Here is a 17,434-nt window from a genome sequence, read left to right on the forward strand (position 1 = left end):
TTCTCCTTCGAGGAACGACAACAATGACTCAGCCCACCGATCGCCTCTGGGGCGCCCGCTTCGCCTCAGGCCCTGCAGCCGCCCTCGCCGCCCTGTCGCGCTCGCCGCAACGCTATTTCCAGATGGCACCGTACGACCTCGCAGGCTCCCGTGCCCATACCCGTGAGCTGCAGCGCGCAGGGCTGCTGGACAGCGACGAGACCACGCGCATGCTGGCCGCCATCGACACCCTCGACGCCGACTTTCGTGCCGGCCGCGTGCAGCCGATCGAGGACGACGAGGACGTGCACACCTTCCTCGAGCGCGTGCTGACCGAGCGTCTTGGCGCGCTGGGCGGCAAGCTGCGCGCCGGGCGCTCGCGCAATGACCAGGCGGCCAACGACCTGCGCCTGTTCCTGCGCGATCACGCACGCAAGCTCGCCGAGCAGGTGCTGGCCCTGCAGGACGCCCTGGTGAGCCAGGCCGAACAGCACGTCGACACACTGTGCCCAGGCTTCACCCACCTGCAACAGGCGCAGCCGATCAGCTTCGCCCACCAGTTGCTGGCCCATGCGCAAGCCATGCTGCGTGACGTGCAACGCCTGGTCGACTGGGATGCACGCACGGCCCTGTCGCCCTTGGGCGCCGCGGCCATGGCGGGCTCGGCCATCGCCCGCCAGCCACAGCAGTCGGCGCTGGAGATGGGCTACAGCGGCCCGTGCGAGAACTCCATCGACGCCGTGGCCAGCCGCGACCATGTCGCCGAGTTCCTGTTCATCGCCAGCATGCTCGGCATCAACCTGTCGCGCCTGTCCGAGGAATTCTGCCTGTGGTCGTCGCGCCAGTTCCGCTGGGTCGAGCTGGACGATGCCTATGCCACCGGCAGTTCGATCATGCCGCAGAAGAAGAACCCGGACATCGCCGAGCTCACTCGCGGCAAGGCCGGGCGCCTGATCGGCAACCTGACCGGCCTGCTGTCCACCCTCAAGGCCCTGCCGCTGTCGTACAACCGCGACCTGGCCGAGGACAAGAGCGAGGTGATGGACACGCTCGACACGCTGGGCCTGGTGCTCCCGGCCATGGCCGGCATGGTGCGGACCATGCAGGTGCGCGTGGACGAACTGCGCCGCCAGGCGCCGCTGGGCTTCACCCTGGCCACCGAGGTCGCCGACTGGCTGGCCATGCGCGGCGTACCGTTCAAGGAAGCCCACGAGATCACCGGGGCCTTGGTGCGCGCGTGTGAAGCGCAGGACATGGAGCTGTGGCAGGCGAGCCCGGCGATGCTCGCCGACATCGACCCGCGCCTGACACCCGAGGTGCGCGAGAGCCTCACCCTGGAAGCTGCCATCGCCATGCGCAGCGGCCACGGAGGTACTGCCCCACAACGCGTGCGTGAGCAGATCGCGCGCCTGAAAGTCGCCCTTGAAGCACAGCAGGCCTGGGCTGCCCATTACCAAGGGCCGCGCACCTGAAGACCTGTGGGCTGCGGTTTCGCAAGGACCTGCTGCCCGCCACCGATCGACACGCCCAGGCGCCCTGCGCCGACTGCGGAGCCACACCATGAGTCAGATACACGCCAAACGCCTCGCCGATGAGCGCAGGCAACAGGAAAACGAGTTCGACATCAGCCGCTACGAGCATGTCCCGCGCCGTTATTACGGGCGCATGTTCTTCGCCACGCTGATCGTCGTGCTGTTGCTGGGGCTGGCCAATGCCTTTGCCAATGGCAAGATCGAATGGGCCTTCGTCGGCCAGTTCCTGACCTCCGAGGCGATCCTCTGGGGCCTGGGCAATACCATCGTCATGTCGGTGATCGCCATGGCCCTGGGCATCGTCTTCGGCGTCATCACGGCGGTGATGCGCATGTCGCAGAACCCGATCCTGCAGTACGTGGCGCTGGCCTACACCTGGCTGTTCCGGGGTACGCCGCTGATCCTGCAACTGTTGCTGTGGTTCAACCTGGCGCTGATCTTCCCCACCATCGGCATTCCCGGCCTGTTCCAGTTCGACACCGTGACGCTGATGACCCCCTTCGTTGCCGCGCTGCTGGGCCTGAGCATCAACCAGGGCGCCTATACCGCCGAAGTGGTGCGTGCCGGTTTGCTGTCGGTGGACACTGGCCAGTACGAAGCGGCCAAGTCGATCGGCATGCCGCGCCTGCAGGCGCTGCGCCGGATCATCCTGCCCCAGGCCATGCGCATCATCATCCCGCCGGTGGGCAACGAGTTCATCGGCATGGTCAAGATGACCAGCCTGGCCAGCGTCATCCAGTATTCGGAGCTGCTGCACAACGCGCAGAACATCTACTACGCCAACGCCCGAGTGATGGAGCTGCTGATCGTTGCCGGCATCTGGTACCTGGCAGTGGTCACCCTGCTGTCGTTCGGCCAGAGCCGCCTGGAACGTCACTTCGCCAAGGGCGCTGGCAAGCGCTCCTGATCGGCCATAGAGAGAACATGCCCATGAGAAGCATCGTCAAGGCCGTCGGCCTGCAGAAATACTACGGCGACTACCACGCGCTGAACGACATCAACCTGGAAATCGAGCAAGGCGAAGTGCTCTGCGTGATCGGCCCTTCGGGCTCCGGCAAGAGCACCTTCCTGCGCTGCATCAACCAGCTGGAAAAAGTCGATGGCGGCGGCCTGTGGGTTGACGGCGAGCTGGTCGGCTACCGCATGGCCGGCAACAAGCTGCACGAACTGACCGAGTCGCAGATCGCCCGCCAGCGCCTGGCCACCGGCATGGTGTTCCAGCGTTTCAACCTGTTCCCGCACCTGACGGTGCTGCAGAACATCATCGAAGGCCCCTGCCAGGTGCTGCGCCGCTCGCCCAAGGAAGCCACCGAGGATGCCCTCGAACTGCTGGCCAGGGTCGGCCTGAGCGACAAGCGCGACCATTACCCGATCCAGCTTTCCGGTGGCCAGCAACAGCGTGTGGCCATCGCCCGCGCCCTGGCCATGCGCCCAAAACTGATGCTGTTCGACGAACCCACCTCCGCGCTGGACCCCGAGCTGGTCGGCGAGGTGCTGTCGGTCATGCGTGACCTGGCCAAGTCCGGCATGACCATGGTCGTGGTCACCCATGAGCTGGGCTTTGCCCGCGAGGTGTCCAATCGAGTGGTATTCATGGACGCCGGACAGATCGTAGAAGCAGGAAGCCCCGAAGAGGTGCTCCTGGCCCCCCAGAACCCGCGGACCCAGAACTTCATTTCCGCGGTTCGTACCTGACTGCCGCCCACAACCATAAAGAGAACCCTAGGCATGAAAAAAACCCTTCTTGCGTGCAGCGTACTGACCGCCCTGGCCTTCAACGCCCAGGCCGCCACGGAACTTCCGGCCTCGATCAAGGCCAAGGGCGAAATCGTCGCGGCAATCGTCCCCAACTACCCACCGATGGATTTCAAGGACCCGGCCACCAACCAGCTGACCGGCGTCGATGTCGACCTGGGCAACGCCCTGGCCGAACGCCTGGGGGTGAAGATCAAGTGGCAGGAGACCGCCTTCGAGCAGATGATCAGCGCCCTGGTCACCAAGCGCGTCGACATCATCCTTTCGGGCATGACCGACACCAAGGAACGCCAGCAAGTGGTGACCTTCGTCGACTACTTCACCAGCGGCCCGCAGTTCTACACCCTGCAAAGCCGCGGCGAGATCAACGAGATGACCGACCTGTGCGGCAAGAAAGTCGGCACCAGCCGCCGCACCACCTGGCCCAACGATGTCGCTACCTGGAGCAAGGCCAACTGCGAGGCCAACGGCAAGCCGGCAGTGATCGTGCTCGGCTCCGAAGGCAGTGCCGACGCGCGTGCGCAACTGCGCCAAGGGCGCCTTGATGCCGCCGTGCAAGGCAGCGAAACGCTGCCGTATATCCAGGACCTGGAGAAAGGTACCTTCAAGAGCCTTGGCACGCCGCTGACCACCCAGCTCACCGGGCTGGGCGTGGCCAAGGATAACGCTGCGCTGTCGGCTGCGATTCGCAGCGAGCTGCAGGCGATGGTCGACGATGGCAGCTACCGCAAGATCCTGGAGAAATGGGGCGCAGCCGATGGCGTGCTGAACCCGATCACCATCAACGGCGGGAAGTGATTCGACCGGTTGAAATTGCGGCGTACTTTTCGCGGGTGAAACCGCGAAAAGGCCCATACCGACATTTCCCAATGCCCGAGAATGGACTGTGGCCACCTACTCCCCCGTCATCCGCCGCCTGATGCTGAGCTCGCTGACCCTGGTGATCAGCCGCTCGCTCACCAGCCCCCTGTTGGCCTTGTTCCTCACGACACAACTGGGCATGGCCCAGCATGACGTCGGCTTGCTGATCAGTGTCGCCGCACTGTCGGGCACGGTGTTCGGCCTCTACGGCGGCTACGTGATCGACCGCTTCGACAAGCGTCGCCTGCTGGGCCTGGCGATGCTTTCGACCGCGATCGGTTTCCTCCTGCTGACCTTCGCCCAGGACGCCTGGCAGGCCGTGCTGACCCTGGTGCTGACCGAATCGGCCTCGGCGCTGTTCGTTATCGGTTCCAAAGCCATGCTCGGCGAGTACCTGGCCGTCGAGCAGCGCGCCAAGGCCTTCTCCTTGCGCTACACCCTCACCAACATCGGCTATGCGACCGGCCCGATGCTCGGCGTGGTGCTGGTCGGGGTGCACCCGCTGGCGCCCTTCTGGACCGCCAGTGCGGTGGCACTGCTGAGCCTGTGGGTGATGAGCGCGGTTCCCGCGAGCACGGCGAGCAGCGCCCCGTCCGCGCAGCCGCCAACCCGCTTCATGGCGGTACTGGCGGCTGTGCGCACCGACCGCATCCTGTTGCTGTTTACCGCGGGCAGCTTGCTCAACGCACTGGTGCACGGGCGCTTCACCATCTACCTGTCGCAATACCTGCTGGTGAAATACCCACCCGCGCAGGCCATGACCACCCTCTCGGCGCTGCTGGCCTGCAACGCCCTGGTGGTGATCGTGCTGCAATTCCAGTTCGGCCGATTGCTCAGCCGTGACAACCTGGGGCGCTGGATGAGCATCGGTGCGGTGCTGTTCATCGGCGGGCTGGCGGGGTTCCTGTATGCCGACAACCTGATCAGCTGGTGCCTGGCAATGTTCGTCTTCACCCTGGGCGAGATGATCCTGCTGCCCAGCGAATTCCTGTTCATCGACAGCATTGCCCCTGAACACCTCAAGGGCAGTTACTACGGATTCCAGAACCTGGCGGCAGTCGGCGGCGCACTGAGCCCGGTACTGTGCGGCTACCTGCTGGGAACAGGCATGCCCGGCAGCATGTTCATCGCGCTGATGGTCACCGCCGCCTGCGGCGGCGGGTTGTGTGCTGCGGCATGCCTGTGGGCGCAGCGTCGGCGTGAGGGACCGCCGACGCTCTGACTCAATACGCCTGGCGCAGGGCCTGGTCCAGATCGCGTTGCAACGAACGCACGTCCTCCAGCCCCACGTGCAGGCGCACCAGGGGCCCGCCCAGGGTCGGCGCAAACTGGCGCTCGCGTGTGCCGGCCAAGGTCACCAGGCTTTCGTAGCCGCCCCAGGATGCACCGATCCCGAACAGGCGCAGGCCATTGACAAAGGCCTCGGCACTCGCCAGCGATGGATTCGCCAGGGTGAAACTGAGCAAGCCATTGCTACCGCTGAAATCGCGCTGCCACAAGGCGTGCCCAGGGTGCTCCGGCAAGGCTGGATGGAACACCTGCGCCACGTCCTCGCGCTGTTGCAACCAGCGCGCGATGTCCAACCCCTGACGCTCGTGCACGGCCATGCGGCTGGCCAGGCTGCGCGCACCACGCAACACCAGCCAGGCATCGTCGGGGCTTACGGTGCAGCCGCAGTTGTCGCTCATGCGCGAGAGCGCGGCAAAGGCTTCGCGAGTGGTGCAGACACTGCCCATCATCACGTCGCTGTGTCCGCCCAGATACTTGGTCAAGGCCATGACCGAAATGTCGGCGCCCAAGGTCAGCGGCCGGTGCAGGTAGCCCGAGCCCCAGGTGTTATCAACGGCCAGCAGCACGCCGCGGGCCTTGCACAGGGCAGCCATGGCCGGCAGGTCGTTGAGCTCGTAGAGCAACGAGCTGGGGCTTTCGCTGTAGACCATGCGTGTTTCGGCGCGCAGCGCCTGCTCCAGGTCACGACCGTCGGCGGCGAAGTACTGCACCTGCACGCCGAAGGGTTCGAGCAGCTCACGCGCCAGGCGCCGCACCGGATCGTAGACACCATCGCTGATCAGCAGATGATCTCCCGGACGCAAGTAGGCCAGGAACGTCTGGGCGATTGCCTGCAGGCCGGTGGCAAACAGCCGGGTGCGATACCCACCTTCCAGCTCGCTGACCAGGTCTTCCAGGGCAAAGGCCGTGGGGTTGCCACGGGCACCGTAGCTGAGCACACGCTCCTGGTCGCGACGGCTGCGGGCCTGGCGCATGTCGGCGACGCTGTCGAACAACACCGTGCTCAGGCGACTGACCGGCGGATTGACGCCATGGGCACCCACGCCCTGCTCGCCTCGCCCACCGTGCACCAGGCGCGTGGCCACCGGGTCGACAGCGGTCAATGGGCTGAAGCTGCGGGTTTCGGCCTCGTTCATCTGGGCAATCAGGCCGGTTTCCCAGGCCAGGTACTGGCGCGCCGCGTCCTTGTTGCCGCTGTGCCGGTCATGGACGAAGAACAGGAAATCGATACAGTCCGCATCCGGCAACGACAGGTCGTTGTCCACCTGCGGCCAGTCGTCCAGCGATGCACGGGGGAACAGCCGCGCAGCCTGTTGCTGGGCAGGTGTCAGCTCGGCGAGCGCCAACTGTGCCACGCGCGGATCGTCGGCGATGAACACCAGGCGCTGCCCAGCCCCGCCCACCTGCTGCGCCAACTGCGGACGGATCGACCACCGGGCGCCTTGCAGGTGGCGCTTGCGGTAGGCGGTGCTCGAGCGCAGGTCGATCAGCAACGCCTCTGCAAGCTCATCGGCGCGGGCTTCGGCGAGGGTCACCGGCAATGGCGCAGCAACGTCCAGAGCCAGGCCGCTGTCCAGGCCGCCTTCGAGCACATGGGCCTCGTGGCCCATCTGGCGCAGCCAACTGGCGACCACCGGCGCACGCACGCCATCGGTGTCGAACAGCACCACGCGGGCCTTGCGCACACCGATATACAGGTCGGTACCCTGAATCAGCTGGCCGCCTGGGCAATGCTGTGCGCCCGGCAGGCTGCCGGCGGCGAATTCTTCAGGGGTGCGCACGTCGCAGAGAAACAGGCTGCGCCCGGCGTCGGCGGCCCACTGCCGGACCTGCTGTGCGTCCACCCAGGCAACCCCCGCCTGCTGGGCCAGCTGCCGCGCTCGCGCACGCTGTCTGGCCAGTGCGGCGCCGCTGTGTTCGGGATACCCGCGCTGGCTGCCGTGATCCAGCGGCAGGTCCACCAGGTACCAGCCTTGGGTGCCGTTCTCCAAGGCATAGACCGGGTTGTCTATGCCCAGGTTGATCAGCGTCTGCGCACCGATGATGCTGCGGGTGCGGCCGGCGCAATTGATCACCACGGGGGTGTGCGGGTCGCTCACCAGGTCTTCCAGACGATAGCCCAGCTCGCCATTCGGGCAGCAGGTGGCGCCGGGGATGCTCATCTTGGCGAACTCCTCCAGCGGGCGACCATCGAGCAGCACCAACGGCTTGCCTTGGCGCTGCCACTCGGCCAGCTCCTGGGCACTGATGCGCGGGGTGTGGCAGGCATGCTCGACCAGCTCGCCGAAGGCCTTCGAGGGCAAGTGCACACCGGCGAACAGCTCGAAACCGGCGCGCTGCCAGCCCAGGCTGCCGCCCTCCAGGCACTGCACGCAGGTGTAGCCCAACGCTTGCAGACGCTGGGCCCCGCGTTGGGCCAACGCACCGCCGTCCTCGTCGTAGACCACCACGCGTACCGCAGGATTGGGCGCCAGGCGCTGCGCTTCGAGCTCAAGGCGGCTGTAGGGCAGATTGACGGCGTAGAACAGGTGGGCCTCGCCGTATTGACCGTGCTCGCGCAGGTCGAACAGGGCGATTTCCTGGCCGTCGAACAGCCAGGTGTGCAGGAGCTCGGGGGTGATGCTGGGGATCATGGGACGCAGTCCGTGGTCGTTGGTGGGGTGCAGGGCTGGCAGATCGTGTCGCGCTGTTTGCGGGCAAGCCCGCTCCTACAGGTGCCTTACTGGGCATTCAGGATGTAGGAGCGGGCTTGCCCGCGAAAAGCGCGACACCGATCTCAAAGCCCGTAAGCCTCGATCGAAGGCGCCATCTGTGATTTGTTGTAGTTCACCACGCTGCCGTCATCCTTGACGCCGTAGCGGTGTTCCAGAGACTCCAGCGGGCGGCCATAGAGGTGGAAGTGCAGCGTCGGGCTATCGCCCTCGACGCGGATGCCATGCAGGTCCTCGCCCAGGAAGGCCACCGAGGTTCCCGGCTGCACCACGATCTCGCGCTCCAGCGCCAGGGTGGCACGGGCCGGATCGCTGCCGTCGTCTTCGCGGCGGTACACGCGGTTGAGCTCCTGGCCCTCGACGGCGACGATGATCGCCCAGGTCTCATGGTTGTGCGGCAGGGTCGCCTTGCCCGGCAACAGCGAATTGACGTACAGGGTCGGCGACTCGCCGTCGTCATTCAGGCGATAGCGAAACTGGGTTTCGCCGGTGGCGGCATCCGGGGCCGGAAAACGCTCGAAGTTGAACAATTCGCGGCGCTCGGCCAGGCCCTCGAGCAGCTTGACGATCTGCTGCAGAGCTGCACGGTCGACGCCGCGCGCATGGATGGCGCGCACTTGCGCAAGGAACGGCTGGATCACGGAATCACGGGACATGGTCGGTCTCTCTTGGCTGGAGGCTGAAATCACACGCTGAGGCTGTAGCGCCCCAGGTTGGTCAATACATCGGGCGCCGGGCGGCTCGGGCGCTGACTGCCCTCGCCCAGCGCGTGCTGGAGGAAGGCCTGGGTGCGTGCATGGGTCGGGGCACGGAACACCTGCTCGGCGCTGCCGTGCTCGACGATGCGGCCATGCTCGGTGAAGTACACCTGGTCGCTGATCTCTTCGGCAAAGCGCATCTCGTGGGTGACCAGCACGCAGGTCATGCCCTCCTCGGTCAACTCGCGGATCACCGCCAGCACCTCGCCGACCATCTCGGGGTCGAGCGCCGAGGTCACCTCATCGAACAGGATCAGCTTGGGCCGCATGGCCAGGGCTCGGGCAATCGCCACGCGCTGCTGCTGGCCGCCGGAGAGCTCACCGGGAAATGCCGTGGCCTTGTGGCCCAGGCGAACCTTGTCGAGCAGTGCCAGGGCCTCGTCACGGACCTCCTGACGCGGGCGGCCAAGGACCTTGGTCGGGGCGATCAGCAGGTTGTCGAGCACACTCAGGTGGGGAAACAGGTTGTACTGCTGGAAGACGAAACCGACCTGCTTGCGCAGGGCGATCAGCCCGGCTTCGCCCTGCAGTTGCTCCACCGCGGTATCGCCTATGCGGATGCTGCCGCGCTGCGGGCGCAACAGCCCGGTCATGCAACGCAGGATGGTCGATTTGCCTGAGCCGGACGGGCCGATGATCGACACCGCCTGCCCGGCCTGCACGTCCAGGTCGATACCGCGCAGCACCGGATTGTCGCCAAAGGCCAGGTGCACATCGCGAAGCTGGATCAAAGGTTCAGAAGGCATAGCGACGCTCCAGGCGTTGGGTCAGGCGGGCAATCGGGTAGCAGTAGACGAAGAACAGCGCCAGCACACTGAAATACACCAGCACCGTGAAACCGCTACGGTTGACGGTGTTGGCAGCGATTTGCGCGCTGTCGATCAGGTCGTGCACGCCCACCAGCGAAGCCAGTGCGGTGCCCATGGTCACCACCGCGTACAGGTTCATCCACGGCGGCAACATGCGCCGCAGGCACTGCGGCAGAATGATCGAGCAGAAAATCTGACCACGGCTGAAGGCCAGCGAACGCGCAGCCTCCCACTGAGTCGCCGGAATCGAAGCGACCGCGCCGCGGAAGATCTCGGCAACGTTGGCGCTGGCTGGCAGTGCAAGGCCCACAGTGACCTTGAGCCAGTCGGGAAAGGCCACCCAGGTACCGGCAATCTGCACATCGAACGGGAATACATAGGAGGTAAAGTAGATCAGCACCAACCAGGGCGCATTACGAAACACCTGCACCCACAACCGCGCCACGCCGCGCAGGGGGCGCAGCGGCGACAGCAGCAGAATCCCCACCAACAGGCCCAGCAGCGTACCCAGGGCGATGGCTCCGACGCTGATCTGGATGTTCTGCAACAGGCCCGCGCCCAGGGTGGGCGACCACTGCCAGAGCGTGGCGAAATGCTCAATGGCCATAACCGGGCATCCTCAGGCGCGCTTCCAGGGCGCGGCCGATACAGTTGACTGCAAAGCTGAGCAGTCCGAAAAAGGCCAGGATCAGCAGCATCAGTTCGATGACGTTGTCGCCCTGGGTCCAGATCATGATCGATGCATAGGTAATGTCGTTGACGGCGATGGCCGAGGCCACGGCGGTCATCTTCACCAGGTCGATCAGGTTGTTGACCAGCGCCGGCAAGGCGAAGCGCACGGCCAGTGGCAACTGCACCTGCAGCAGTTGCTGGCGACGGCTGAAGGCCAGCGAGCTGGCCGCTTCGAGGGTCACTGCCGGCACCGCCTCGATCCCTGCGCGCAGGGCTTCGGCGTGAAAGGCGCCCTTGTGCAGGGAGATCACCAGCACCACCCAGGCGAAGGGGGTCATGGGGTTGGCACTGCCCAGGCTCTGGTTGATCAGCATGTTCAACACCAGGAAGGCGCAGTACAGCTGCACCAGGGTCGGCGTGTTACGCGTCACCTCGATGAAGGCCCGCGCCGGCCAGGCCAGCCAGCGCTGCCCGGACGTGACCGCAGCAGCCAGCAGCACACCCACCAGCAAGCTGCCGAGGATGCTGAACAGGCACAGACCGAGCGTGGTCAGCGCACCGTCGAGCAGCTTGCCGCTGGCGTAGGCGTCGAGCAGGAACGCATAGTTCAGGCCGAGATGGGCAAGCTGCCCCACCAGCCAGTGCAGGCTGTCGCTCATCAGGCGCCTTCGCCCTGCAGCTTGGCACGCAACTCCACCAGCGCCGGCGAGGCCGGGGTGATGTGGTTGGCCTGCTCACGTTCGATCAGCCAGCCACTGCGGTGCCATTGCTTGACGAAGGGGTCCAGGCGCTGCTGGGTGTCGGTTTCGCCCAGGCGGGTCCAGATCACCGAGGGCGCGGGGTTCAGCTCCGGGGTCAGGGCACGATAGCCGCTCCACTCTCCCCCCTTGGCCAACAGCGGATTGATCAGCGTGGCGTCATGCACGGCGGCCACGCAGTTGTTACCGCGCAGGGCCAGCAGGGATTCGGCGGAGGTCTTGAAGGCCTTGAGGTCGGCGCCCAGGTCGATCAGTGCCTGGGTGTAGCTGCTGCCCTGGGAGGTGCACACCGGCTGGCCCTTGAGGTCGGCCCAGGTCTTGACCGGGCTGTCCTTGGCCAGCGCGGCGGTGCCGCCAACCCGGTAGAACGGCGTGGGCACATGGCCCAGCAGCTTGTCGCGCTCAGGTGTCCATTCCATGTTGGCGATCAGCAGATCGACCTTGCCTTGCTGCAAAAACTGCACGCGGTTGGCCGGCTGTACCGCGACCAGATCGACCTCGACACCCAACTGGCGCGCCAGGTCGCGGGCCAGATCGACGCTGAAACCGATCGGCTCGCGGGTGTTCGGGTCGATAGCACCGAAGGGGCCGCCGGAAAGCACCACCCCCACCGCCAGCTTGTGGCGCTGCTGGATCTTGTCCAGGGTGGCATCGGCCTGGGCAAGGCCGCTGGCGGCAAGGCCGGTGGTGGCGAGCAACGCGGCAAACAGGCCGCGACGGGCAACGGTGGACAGCGACATGGTGGGGCTCCTCATCCCGGCAGCCGGAACACCCGGCCAATGAGGGCGCATCCTAGAAACTTGGTGGGATCAGGGGAAATGCAAATATTGACTATCGTTATAACTTGGATCGAATGAGTAGGAGCTTGATTTGGCATAAGCAGCGTAAACTATGGGTTTTGCATCAAGGCGTTGCAAATCCAGGCCAACAAAACATAATGTTTCTTTATCGTTTATTGACTGACAGTAATGTAAAAACGGGCGATCCGCCTCCCCCACTCCAACCGCAGGCCCGCCGATGACCGCACCCGCCCTGGACCTCGATCTGCTACGCACCTTCGTCGCCATCGTCGATCACACAAGCTTCGCCGAAGCCGGTCGCCACCTGGCCCGCACCCAGGCCTCGGTCACCCAGCACATGCAACGGCTGGAACAGCAGGTGGGCGTGGCGCTGCTGCGCAAGCAGGGCCGACACAAAGCCCTCACCGATGCCGGACGCCAGTTGTTGCGCCATGCCCGGCAGATGCTCGCACTCAATGACGAAGCCCTCGCCGGCCTGCGTCAGGACGGCCTGAGCGGCGTGCTGCGGATCGGTTCGCCGCATGACATCGCCGACACCATCCTGCCACCTCTGCTCGGCCATATCGCCCGTTCGGCGCCGAACCTGCGCCTGGAGATAAACGTCGGCCGCAGCCCGTTCCTGATGGACGACCTGCAGCGTGGCAAGGTCGACATGGTCATTTCCACCGTCACCGCCCCCGGCGTGGAGGGTTTCGCCTTGCGCACCTCGCCGGTGTGGTGGATCTGTGCCGCGCAGTACCAGCACATCCCCGGCGAACCGCTACCGTTGGTGCTGGTGGACGAACCCAGCCTGTACCGCCGACTGGCCCTGGACGCCCTGGAACAGGCCGGCATCCCGTGGCGCCAGGCCTACCTGGCGTCCAACCTGATCGGCATCAAGGCTGCAGTCCGCGCAGGATTGGGCATCACTGCGCGCAGCCAGGAGATGGTCGGCCCGGACATGCGCGTGCTCGGCCAGAGCGACGGCCTGCCGCCACTGCCGGACGTCACCTACCACCTGTGGGTGCGGGCCAACACGGTCAACCCGCTGGTGCGCCAGGCCTATGCCATGGTTCGCGCCAGCGTGGGGCTGTGAGCCAGCCAATCGCCATGGCCCACCGCGATGCGCTAGAGTGGCGACCTCTCACCCGGTAAGGATGCCTCCATGCAATTCGCCCCCGCCATTCCCGTGCTGCGCATCTTCTCGGTCGACAAGGCCAAGGAGTTCTACCTCGACTTCCTGGGCTTCAGCCTCGACTGGGAACACCGCTTCGCCCCGGACCTGCCGCTGTATGCGCAGATTCACCGCGACGGGCTGATCCTGCACCTGTCCGAACACTATGGCGACGCCACGCCAGGCTCTACCGTGTTTGCCCGAGTCGAAGATCTGAAGGCGCTCGAAAGCGAACTGCAGGCCAAAAAGTACGGTTATTCACGCCCCGAAGCCGAGCGGGTGGACTGGGGGCTGCAAATGCAGATCCGTGATCCGTTCGGCAATTTGCTGCGGTTTTGTCAGCAGATAGGAGATGCATAGCATTACTGAAATCTCCTACACACTACTTAGAAGCAAGTGAATAGGCTCAGCAGCGAAAGTTCTGCATTGTGCGCGAACCTGAAATGGATTCGACACCAATAAGGAACTTCGCTTGCAGGTTACAAGTAGATATCGAGTCGTCAGTCATCACGAGCGCACCATCAAGAGCCTGATCATCAACAGCCGAGCAGCATGATGAACGACCTGACCAGCATCGCCTGCTTGTCACTGATTGCGTTCTTAGCAGACCGAATCCTTCGTCACCCAAACATGCGCAAGTGGACGGGCATCGCGCTAATGTCATGTGCCATTGCAAGTCTTTTCTTTCTTGGACATGGAACATTGTTGGGCACCCCAAATTTCCTATGGCCGATATTTCTGGCCGCCACAGGAATCCACTTGCTTGCCAATCAGACGAAACATTGTTCCGATGCCGATCAGGGAAAGGGCTCGGAGCGCAGCGGCACATAGCGAGCGTTGCGGACAGGCCACACGGCTACGCAAAATACCTCACACCCGACCAGAGCCCCCACCAGCACTGTACTGCAGATCATCCGACAGCCAGTCAACCAATTCATGACTGGCCGTTCCCCATCCTCTGCGGATGTATTATCGTGGCGAGGTGCGCATTTAAAAGCAGCCCGAGCGATCGGGCCTCTGCAAGACAATAGAGGGTGTCATGAGCAACGAGATCAACTGGGACAAGCTGGGCTTCGACTACATCAAGACCGACAAGCGCTACCTGTCCGTGTGGCGCAACGGCGAGTGGGACAAAGGCACCCTGACCGACGACAACGTGCTGCACATCAGCGAAGGCTCGACTGCCCTGCACTACGGCCAGCAATGCTTCGAGGGCCTGAAGGCCTATCGCTGCAAGGACGGCTCGATCAACCTGTTCCGCCCGGACCAGAACGCCGCACGCATGCAGCGCAGCTGCGCCCGCCTGCTGATGCCGCACGTGCCGACCGATGTGTTCATCGAGGCGTGCAAGCAGGTGGTCAAGGCCAACGAGAAGTTCGTCCCGCCGCATGGCAAGGGTGCCCTGTACCTGCGTCCGTTCGTGATCGGCACCGGTGACAACATCGGCGTGCGCACCGCGCCAGAGTTCATCTTCTCGGTGTTCGCTATCCCGGTTGGCTCGTACTTCAAGGGCGGCATGAAGCCGCACAACTTCCAGATCTCCAGCTTCGACCGCGCCGCCCCGCAGGGCACCGGTGCAGCCAAGGTCGGGGGCAACTATGCCGCCAGCCTGCAACCGGGTTCCGAAGCGAAGAAAGCCAACTTCGCCGACGCCATCTACCTGGATCCGCTGACCCACACCAAGATCGAGGAGGTCGGGTCGGCGAACTTCTTCGGTATTACCGCCAACAACGAGTTCGTCACGCCGAAATCGGCCTCGGTCCTGCCCGGTATCACTCGCCTGTCGCTGATGGAACTGGCGCAATCGCGCCTGGGCCTGACCGTGATCGAAGGCGACGTCGAAATCAGCAAGCTTGACCGCTTCATCGAAGCGGGCGCTTGCGGTACCGCCGCAGTGATCACCCCGATCGGCGGCATCGAGTACAACGGCAAACTGCACGTGTTCCACGACCTGGAAAAGGTCGGCCCGGTCACCCAGAAGCTCTACAACGAGCTGACCGGCATCCAGAGCGGTGACGTCGAAGCACCGGCGGGCTGGATCATCAAGGTCGCCTGAGGCATCGCCTTGCAATGAAAACGGGGCGTGCCAGCAATGGCACGCCCCGTTTTCATTGCTGTCAGGGCCGGTTTCTTTGCAGGCGAGCCTGCTCCCGAACGGAGTCGCGCTGAACGCCAAACGCGTGAAAACACCGATACTGGCACCCTGCCTCTGATAGATGAATTTTTCTTAAATCGCCGTTTGTCTATTCTTTGGCACAATCAGCCATCCAATCGCCGCCCAGGTATTAGCATGCCCCGCGTACTGACTATCGAAGACGACGCCGTCACCGCCCAGGAAATCGTCGCCGAACTTTCCAGCCACGGGCTGGAGGTCGACTGGGCAGACAATGGCCGCGAAGGCCTGGCCAAGGCCATTGCCGGCGGCTACGACCTGATCACCGTGGACCGGATGCTCCCGGAAGTCGACGGCCTGACCATCGTCACCACCCTGCGCAGTCTGAAGATCGCCACGCCCATCCTGATGATCAGTGCCCTGTCGGATGTCGACGAGCGCGTGCGCGGTCTGCGTGCAGGCGGCGACGACTACCTCACCAAGCCTTTCGCCTCCGACGAGATGGCGGCCCGCGTCGAGGTGCTGCTGCGGCGCAACAGCGTGCCCATGACCCAGACCCGCCTCCAGGTCGCCGACCTGGAGCTGGACTTGATCAGCCATGAGGCCCGACGCGGCGAGAGCAGCCTGAACCTGCTGCCAACCGAATACAAACTGCTCGAATACCTGATGCGTCACTCCGGGCAGGTCATCACTCGCATGATGATCTTCGAGGAAGTGTGGGGTTATCACTTCGATCCCGGCACCAACCTGATCGACGTCCACATCGGTCGTCTGCGCAAGAAGATCGACCCACCCGGCCAGACACCGCTGATCCGAACCGTACGGGGCTCCGGTTATGCCATTGCTGAACCCATCTAAGGGCTGGAGCTCCTCGACCAGCCGCCTGCTGGCGCTGTACAGCTTCCTGTTCGTGGCCTGGAGCAGCATCCTCATGGGGGTGCTGTACTTCGAGGTCACCAGCTACCTCAACAAGCTGACCCGCCACTCCATGCTGCAACGTCAGCACCTCTTCGCGCACATGACCGGCAAGCAGCTGGATGATGCGTTGATCGCCAGCCAAGCCTTCGAGGAACGCAGCTTCGACGCCTACGGCCTGTTCGACCCGCAACTCAACCCTATCGGCGGTCGTATCCGCTCGATTCCGTCGGAATTGGGCCTTGACGGCAAGGTTCACGAACTCAAGCGTTGCCTGGATGCCGACGATCCGCACCTGCCGCGCGACAGCTGTGATGCGGTGGCGATCCGCATCCCCGATGGGCGCTGGCTGGTGCTGGTGCGCGACAACGGCTCGCTGTTCGTGGTGACCCGAATCATTCTGCACGCGCTGCTCTGGGGCATTTCGCTGACGCTGATTCCCGGTTTCGCCGGCTGGTACCTGCTACGCAGGCGCCCGCTCAAGCGTATCCGCGCCGTACAGGCGAGCGCCGAGCTGATCGTTGCCGGCGATCTCACCCACCGCTTGCCGCTGTCGGCACGACGAGACGAGCTGGACATGCTGGCCGCGATCGTCAACGCCATGCTCGACCGCATCGAACGGCTGATGCACGAGGTCAAGGGTGTCTGCGACAACATTGCCCACGACCTGCGTACACCGCTGACCCGCCTGCGCGCCCAGCTCTACCGCATTCGCCAGCAGAGCGGAGCGAACTCGCCGGAAGCCGAAGCGCTGGATCAAGCCATTAGCGAGACCGACACCCTGATGGCACGTTTCCGCGGCCTGCTGCGCATCAGCGAGCTGGAAGACCGCCAACGCCGCGCAGGATTTGTCGAGCTTGATCCGCACAATTTGCTGGTGGAGTTGCACGACTTCTACCTGCCGCTCGCAGAGGATGGCAGCATTCGCCTGCAACTGGAGCAGCCTGCGCAGCTGCCCGCGCTGCACGGCGACCGCGAACTGCTATTCGAGGCTTTGGCCAACCTGGTCGGCAACGGCATCAAGTTCACCCCGGAGGGTGGGCAGGTACGGATCCAGGCACTGCACGACGACGATGGCGTGCATATCGCCATCGAGGACAGCGGACCGGGGATTCCTGAACAGGAGCGTGCTGCGGTGCTCAAGCGCTTCTATCGCAGCGAGGAAGGACATCGTCACCCAGGGTTCGGGCTAGGCTTGTCGATCGTCGCAGCGATCGTCGACCTGCATGGGTTCAGACTGGAAGTGGGCAGTAGCGAGCTGGGTGGAGCGAAGCTGGTGCTGCACTGCTCGACGGCCTGAAAAGCATCACGGGACTAGGCTCTGTCTG

16 protein-coding genes are annotated in these 17,434 nt (G+C 64.4%); 10 read left to right on the plus strand and 6 right to left on the minus strand.

The features are described 5' to 3' along the window. Positions 1 to 23 precede the first annotated feature (23 nt). The 5 genes from argH (at position 24) to F6X62_RS03585 (ending at position 5,349) form a co-directional block, all read left to right on the plus strand. Complete coding sequence (gene argH, locus F6X62_RS03565; protein ID WP_063545213.1) at positions 24 to 1,451, plus strand: argininosuccinate lyase; 1,428 nt, start codon at positions 24 to 26, stop codon at positions 1,449 to 1,451. Positions 1,452 to 1,539: 88 nt separating this feature from the next. Then, a complete protein-coding gene (locus tag F6X62_RS03570) occupies positions 1,540 to 2,418 on the plus strand; it encodes an amino acid ABC transporter permease (protein ID WP_054891502.1) in 879 nt (292 codons plus the stop codon). A 23-nt stretch (positions 2,419 to 2,441) separates the two neighbouring features. Continuing rightward, on the plus strand, positions 2,442 to 3,206 hold the full coding sequence (locus tag F6X62_RS03575; RefSeq protein WP_054891503.1) for an amino acid ABC transporter ATP-binding protein: 765 nt from the start codon (positions 2,442 to 2,444) through the stop codon (positions 3,204 to 3,206). A 33-nt stretch (positions 3,207 to 3,239) separates the two neighbouring features. After that, positions 3,240 to 4,064, plus strand: coding sequence for an ABC transporter substrate-binding protein (locus tag F6X62_RS03580; RefSeq protein WP_151924907.1), 825 nt, complete (start codon positions 3,240 to 3,242; stop codon positions 4,062 to 4,064). Positions 4,065 to 4,152: 88 nt separating this feature from the next. Then, a complete protein-coding gene (locus F6X62_RS03585; protein ID WP_063545215.1) occupies positions 4,153 to 5,349 on the plus strand; it encodes an MFS transporter in 1,197 nt (398 codons plus the stop codon). A gap of 1 nt (position 5,350) precedes the next feature. Here F6X62_RS03585 and metC read toward each other — a convergent pair whose 3' ends face one another. The 6 genes from metC to F6X62_RS03615 all read right to left on the minus strand — a co-directional run bounded on the left by metC (position 5,351) and on the right by F6X62_RS03615 (position 11,865). Further along, positions 5,351 to 8,050, minus strand: coding sequence for a cystathionine beta-lyase (gene metC, locus F6X62_RS03590; protein ID WP_153772713.1), 2,700 nt, complete (start codon positions 8,048 to 8,050; stop codon positions 5,351 to 5,353). 143 nt (positions 8,051 to 8,193) lie between these two features. Then, a complete protein-coding gene (locus tag F6X62_RS03595; RefSeq protein WP_063545217.1) occupies positions 8,194 to 8,784 on the minus strand; it encodes a cysteine dioxygenase family protein in 591 nt (196 codons plus the stop codon). 29 nt (positions 8,785 to 8,813) lie between these two features. After that, on the minus strand, positions 8,814 to 9,632 hold the full coding sequence (locus tag F6X62_RS03600; protein ID WP_054891508.1) for an amino acid ABC transporter ATP-binding protein: 819 nt from the start codon (positions 9,630 to 9,632) through the stop codon (positions 8,814 to 8,816). Continuing rightward, positions 9,622 to 10,302, minus strand: a complete 681-nt coding sequence (locus tag F6X62_RS03605) for an amino acid ABC transporter permease (protein WP_125929665.1) — start codon at positions 10,300 to 10,302, stop codon at positions 9,622 to 9,624. The genes F6X62_RS03600 and F6X62_RS03605 overlap by 11 nt, the downstream gene beginning before the upstream one ends. After that, positions 10,292 to 11,026, minus strand: a complete 735-nt coding sequence (locus F6X62_RS03610; RefSeq protein ID WP_063545220.1) for an amino acid ABC transporter permease — start codon at positions 11,024 to 11,026, stop codon at positions 10,292 to 10,294. Before F6X62_RS03610 ends, F6X62_RS03605 begins: the two co-directional genes overlap by 11 nt. Continuing rightward, positions 11,026 to 11,865: a transporter substrate-binding domain-containing protein gene (locus tag F6X62_RS03615; protein WP_125929664.1), complete on the minus strand. Its 840-nt coding sequence runs from the start codon at positions 11,863 to 11,865 to the stop codon at positions 11,026 to 11,028. Before F6X62_RS03615 ends, F6X62_RS03610 begins: the two co-directional genes overlap by 1 nt. A gap of 277 nt (positions 11,866 to 12,142) precedes the next feature. On the opposite strand from F6X62_RS03615, the gene F6X62_RS03620 reads away from it, so the two are divergent. From F6X62_RS03620 to F6X62_RS03640, 5 genes are all read left to right on the plus strand, one after another. Continuing rightward, the gene (locus tag F6X62_RS03620) at positions 12,143 to 13,000 is read left to right on the plus strand and encodes a LysR substrate-binding domain-containing protein (RefSeq protein ID WP_054891512.1); all 858 of its coding nucleotides are present in this window, start codon (positions 12,143 to 12,145) and stop codon (positions 12,998 to 13,000) included. Between the two features lie 69 nt (positions 13,001 to 13,069). After that, complete coding sequence (locus F6X62_RS03625) at positions 13,070 to 13,438, plus strand: glyoxalase superfamily protein (RefSeq protein ID WP_153772714.1); 369 nt, start codon at positions 13,070 to 13,072, stop codon at positions 13,436 to 13,438. Between the two features lie 679 nt (positions 13,439 to 14,117). Continuing rightward, positions 14,118 to 15,134, plus strand: a complete 1,017-nt coding sequence (locus F6X62_RS03630; RefSeq protein WP_054891515.1) for a branched-chain amino acid aminotransferase — start codon at positions 14,118 to 14,120, stop codon at positions 15,132 to 15,134. Positions 15,135 to 15,368: 234 nt separating this feature from the next. Then, positions 15,369 to 16,049, plus strand: coding sequence for a response regulator transcription factor (locus F6X62_RS03635; protein WP_054891589.1), 681 nt, complete (start codon positions 15,369 to 15,371; stop codon positions 16,047 to 16,049). After that, on the plus strand, positions 16,027 to 17,406 hold the full coding sequence (locus F6X62_RS03640) for a HAMP domain-containing sensor histidine kinase (RefSeq protein WP_054891516.1): 1,380 nt from the start codon (positions 16,027 to 16,029) through the stop codon (positions 17,404 to 17,406). Before F6X62_RS03635 ends, F6X62_RS03640 begins: the two co-directional genes overlap by 23 nt. The last annotated feature ends 28 nt before the right edge of the window (positions 17,407 to 17,434 follow it).

The sequence above is a fragment of the Pseudomonas sp. MNR3A genome (assembly GCF_009650575.1).
Lineage (GTDB): Bacteria > Pseudomonadota > Gammaproteobacteria > Pseudomonadales > Pseudomonadaceae > Aquipseudomonas > Aquipseudomonas machongensis.

Excerpts from the sequence above, each read along its gene's own strand:
- argH (WP_063545213.1), top strand. The coding sequence starts at position 24 with ATGACTCAGCCCACCGATCGCCTCTGGGGCGCCCGCTTCGCCTCAGGC.
- F6X62_RS03570 (WP_054891502.1), top strand. The coding sequence starts at position 1,540 with ATGAGTCAGATACACGCCAAACGCCTCGCCGATGAGCGCAGGCAACAG.
- F6X62_RS03575 (WP_054891503.1), top strand. The coding sequence starts at position 2,442 with ATGAGAAGCATCGTCAAGGCCGTCGGCCTGCAGAAATACTACGGCGAC.
- F6X62_RS03580 (WP_151924907.1), top strand. The coding sequence starts at position 3,240 with ATGAAAAAAACCCTTCTTGCGTGCAGCGTACTGACCGCCCTGGCCTTC.
- metC (WP_153772713.1), bottom strand. The coding sequence starts at position 8,050 with ATGATCCCCAGCATCACCCCCGAGCTCCTGCACACCTGGCTGTTCGAC.
- F6X62_RS03595 (WP_063545217.1), bottom strand. The coding sequence starts at position 8,784 with ATGTCCCGTGATTCCGTGATCCAGCCGTTCCTTGCGCAAGTGCGCGCC.
- F6X62_RS03600 (WP_054891508.1), bottom strand. The coding sequence starts at position 9,632 with ATGCCTTCTGAACCTTTGATCCAGCTTCGCGATGTGCACCTGGCCTTT.
- F6X62_RS03605 (WP_125929665.1), bottom strand. The coding sequence starts at position 10,302 with ATGGCCATTGAGCATTTCGCCACGCTCTGGCAGTGGTCGCCCACCCTG.
- F6X62_RS03610 (WP_063545220.1), bottom strand. The coding sequence starts at position 11,026 with ATGAGCGACAGCCTGCACTGGCTGGTGGGGCAGCTTGCCCATCTCGGC.
- F6X62_RS03615 (WP_125929664.1), bottom strand. The coding sequence starts at position 11,865 with ATGTCGCTGTCCACCGTTGCCCGTCGCGGCCTGTTTGCCGCGTTGCTC.
- F6X62_RS03620 (WP_054891512.1), top strand. The coding sequence starts at position 12,143 with ATGACCGCACCCGCCCTGGACCTCGATCTGCTACGCACCTTCGTCGCC.
- F6X62_RS03625 (WP_153772714.1), top strand. The coding sequence starts at position 13,070 with ATGCAATTCGCCCCCGCCATTCCCGTGCTGCGCATCTTCTCGGTCGAC.
- F6X62_RS03630 (WP_054891515.1), top strand. The coding sequence starts at position 14,118 with ATGAGCAACGAGATCAACTGGGACAAGCTGGGCTTCGACTACATCAAG.
- F6X62_RS03635 (WP_054891589.1), top strand. The coding sequence starts at position 15,369 with ATGCCCCGCGTACTGACTATCGAAGACGACGCCGTCACCGCCCAGGAA.
- F6X62_RS03640 (WP_054891516.1), top strand. The coding sequence starts at position 16,027 with ATGCCATTGCTGAACCCATCTAAGGGCTGGAGCTCCTCGACCAGCCGC.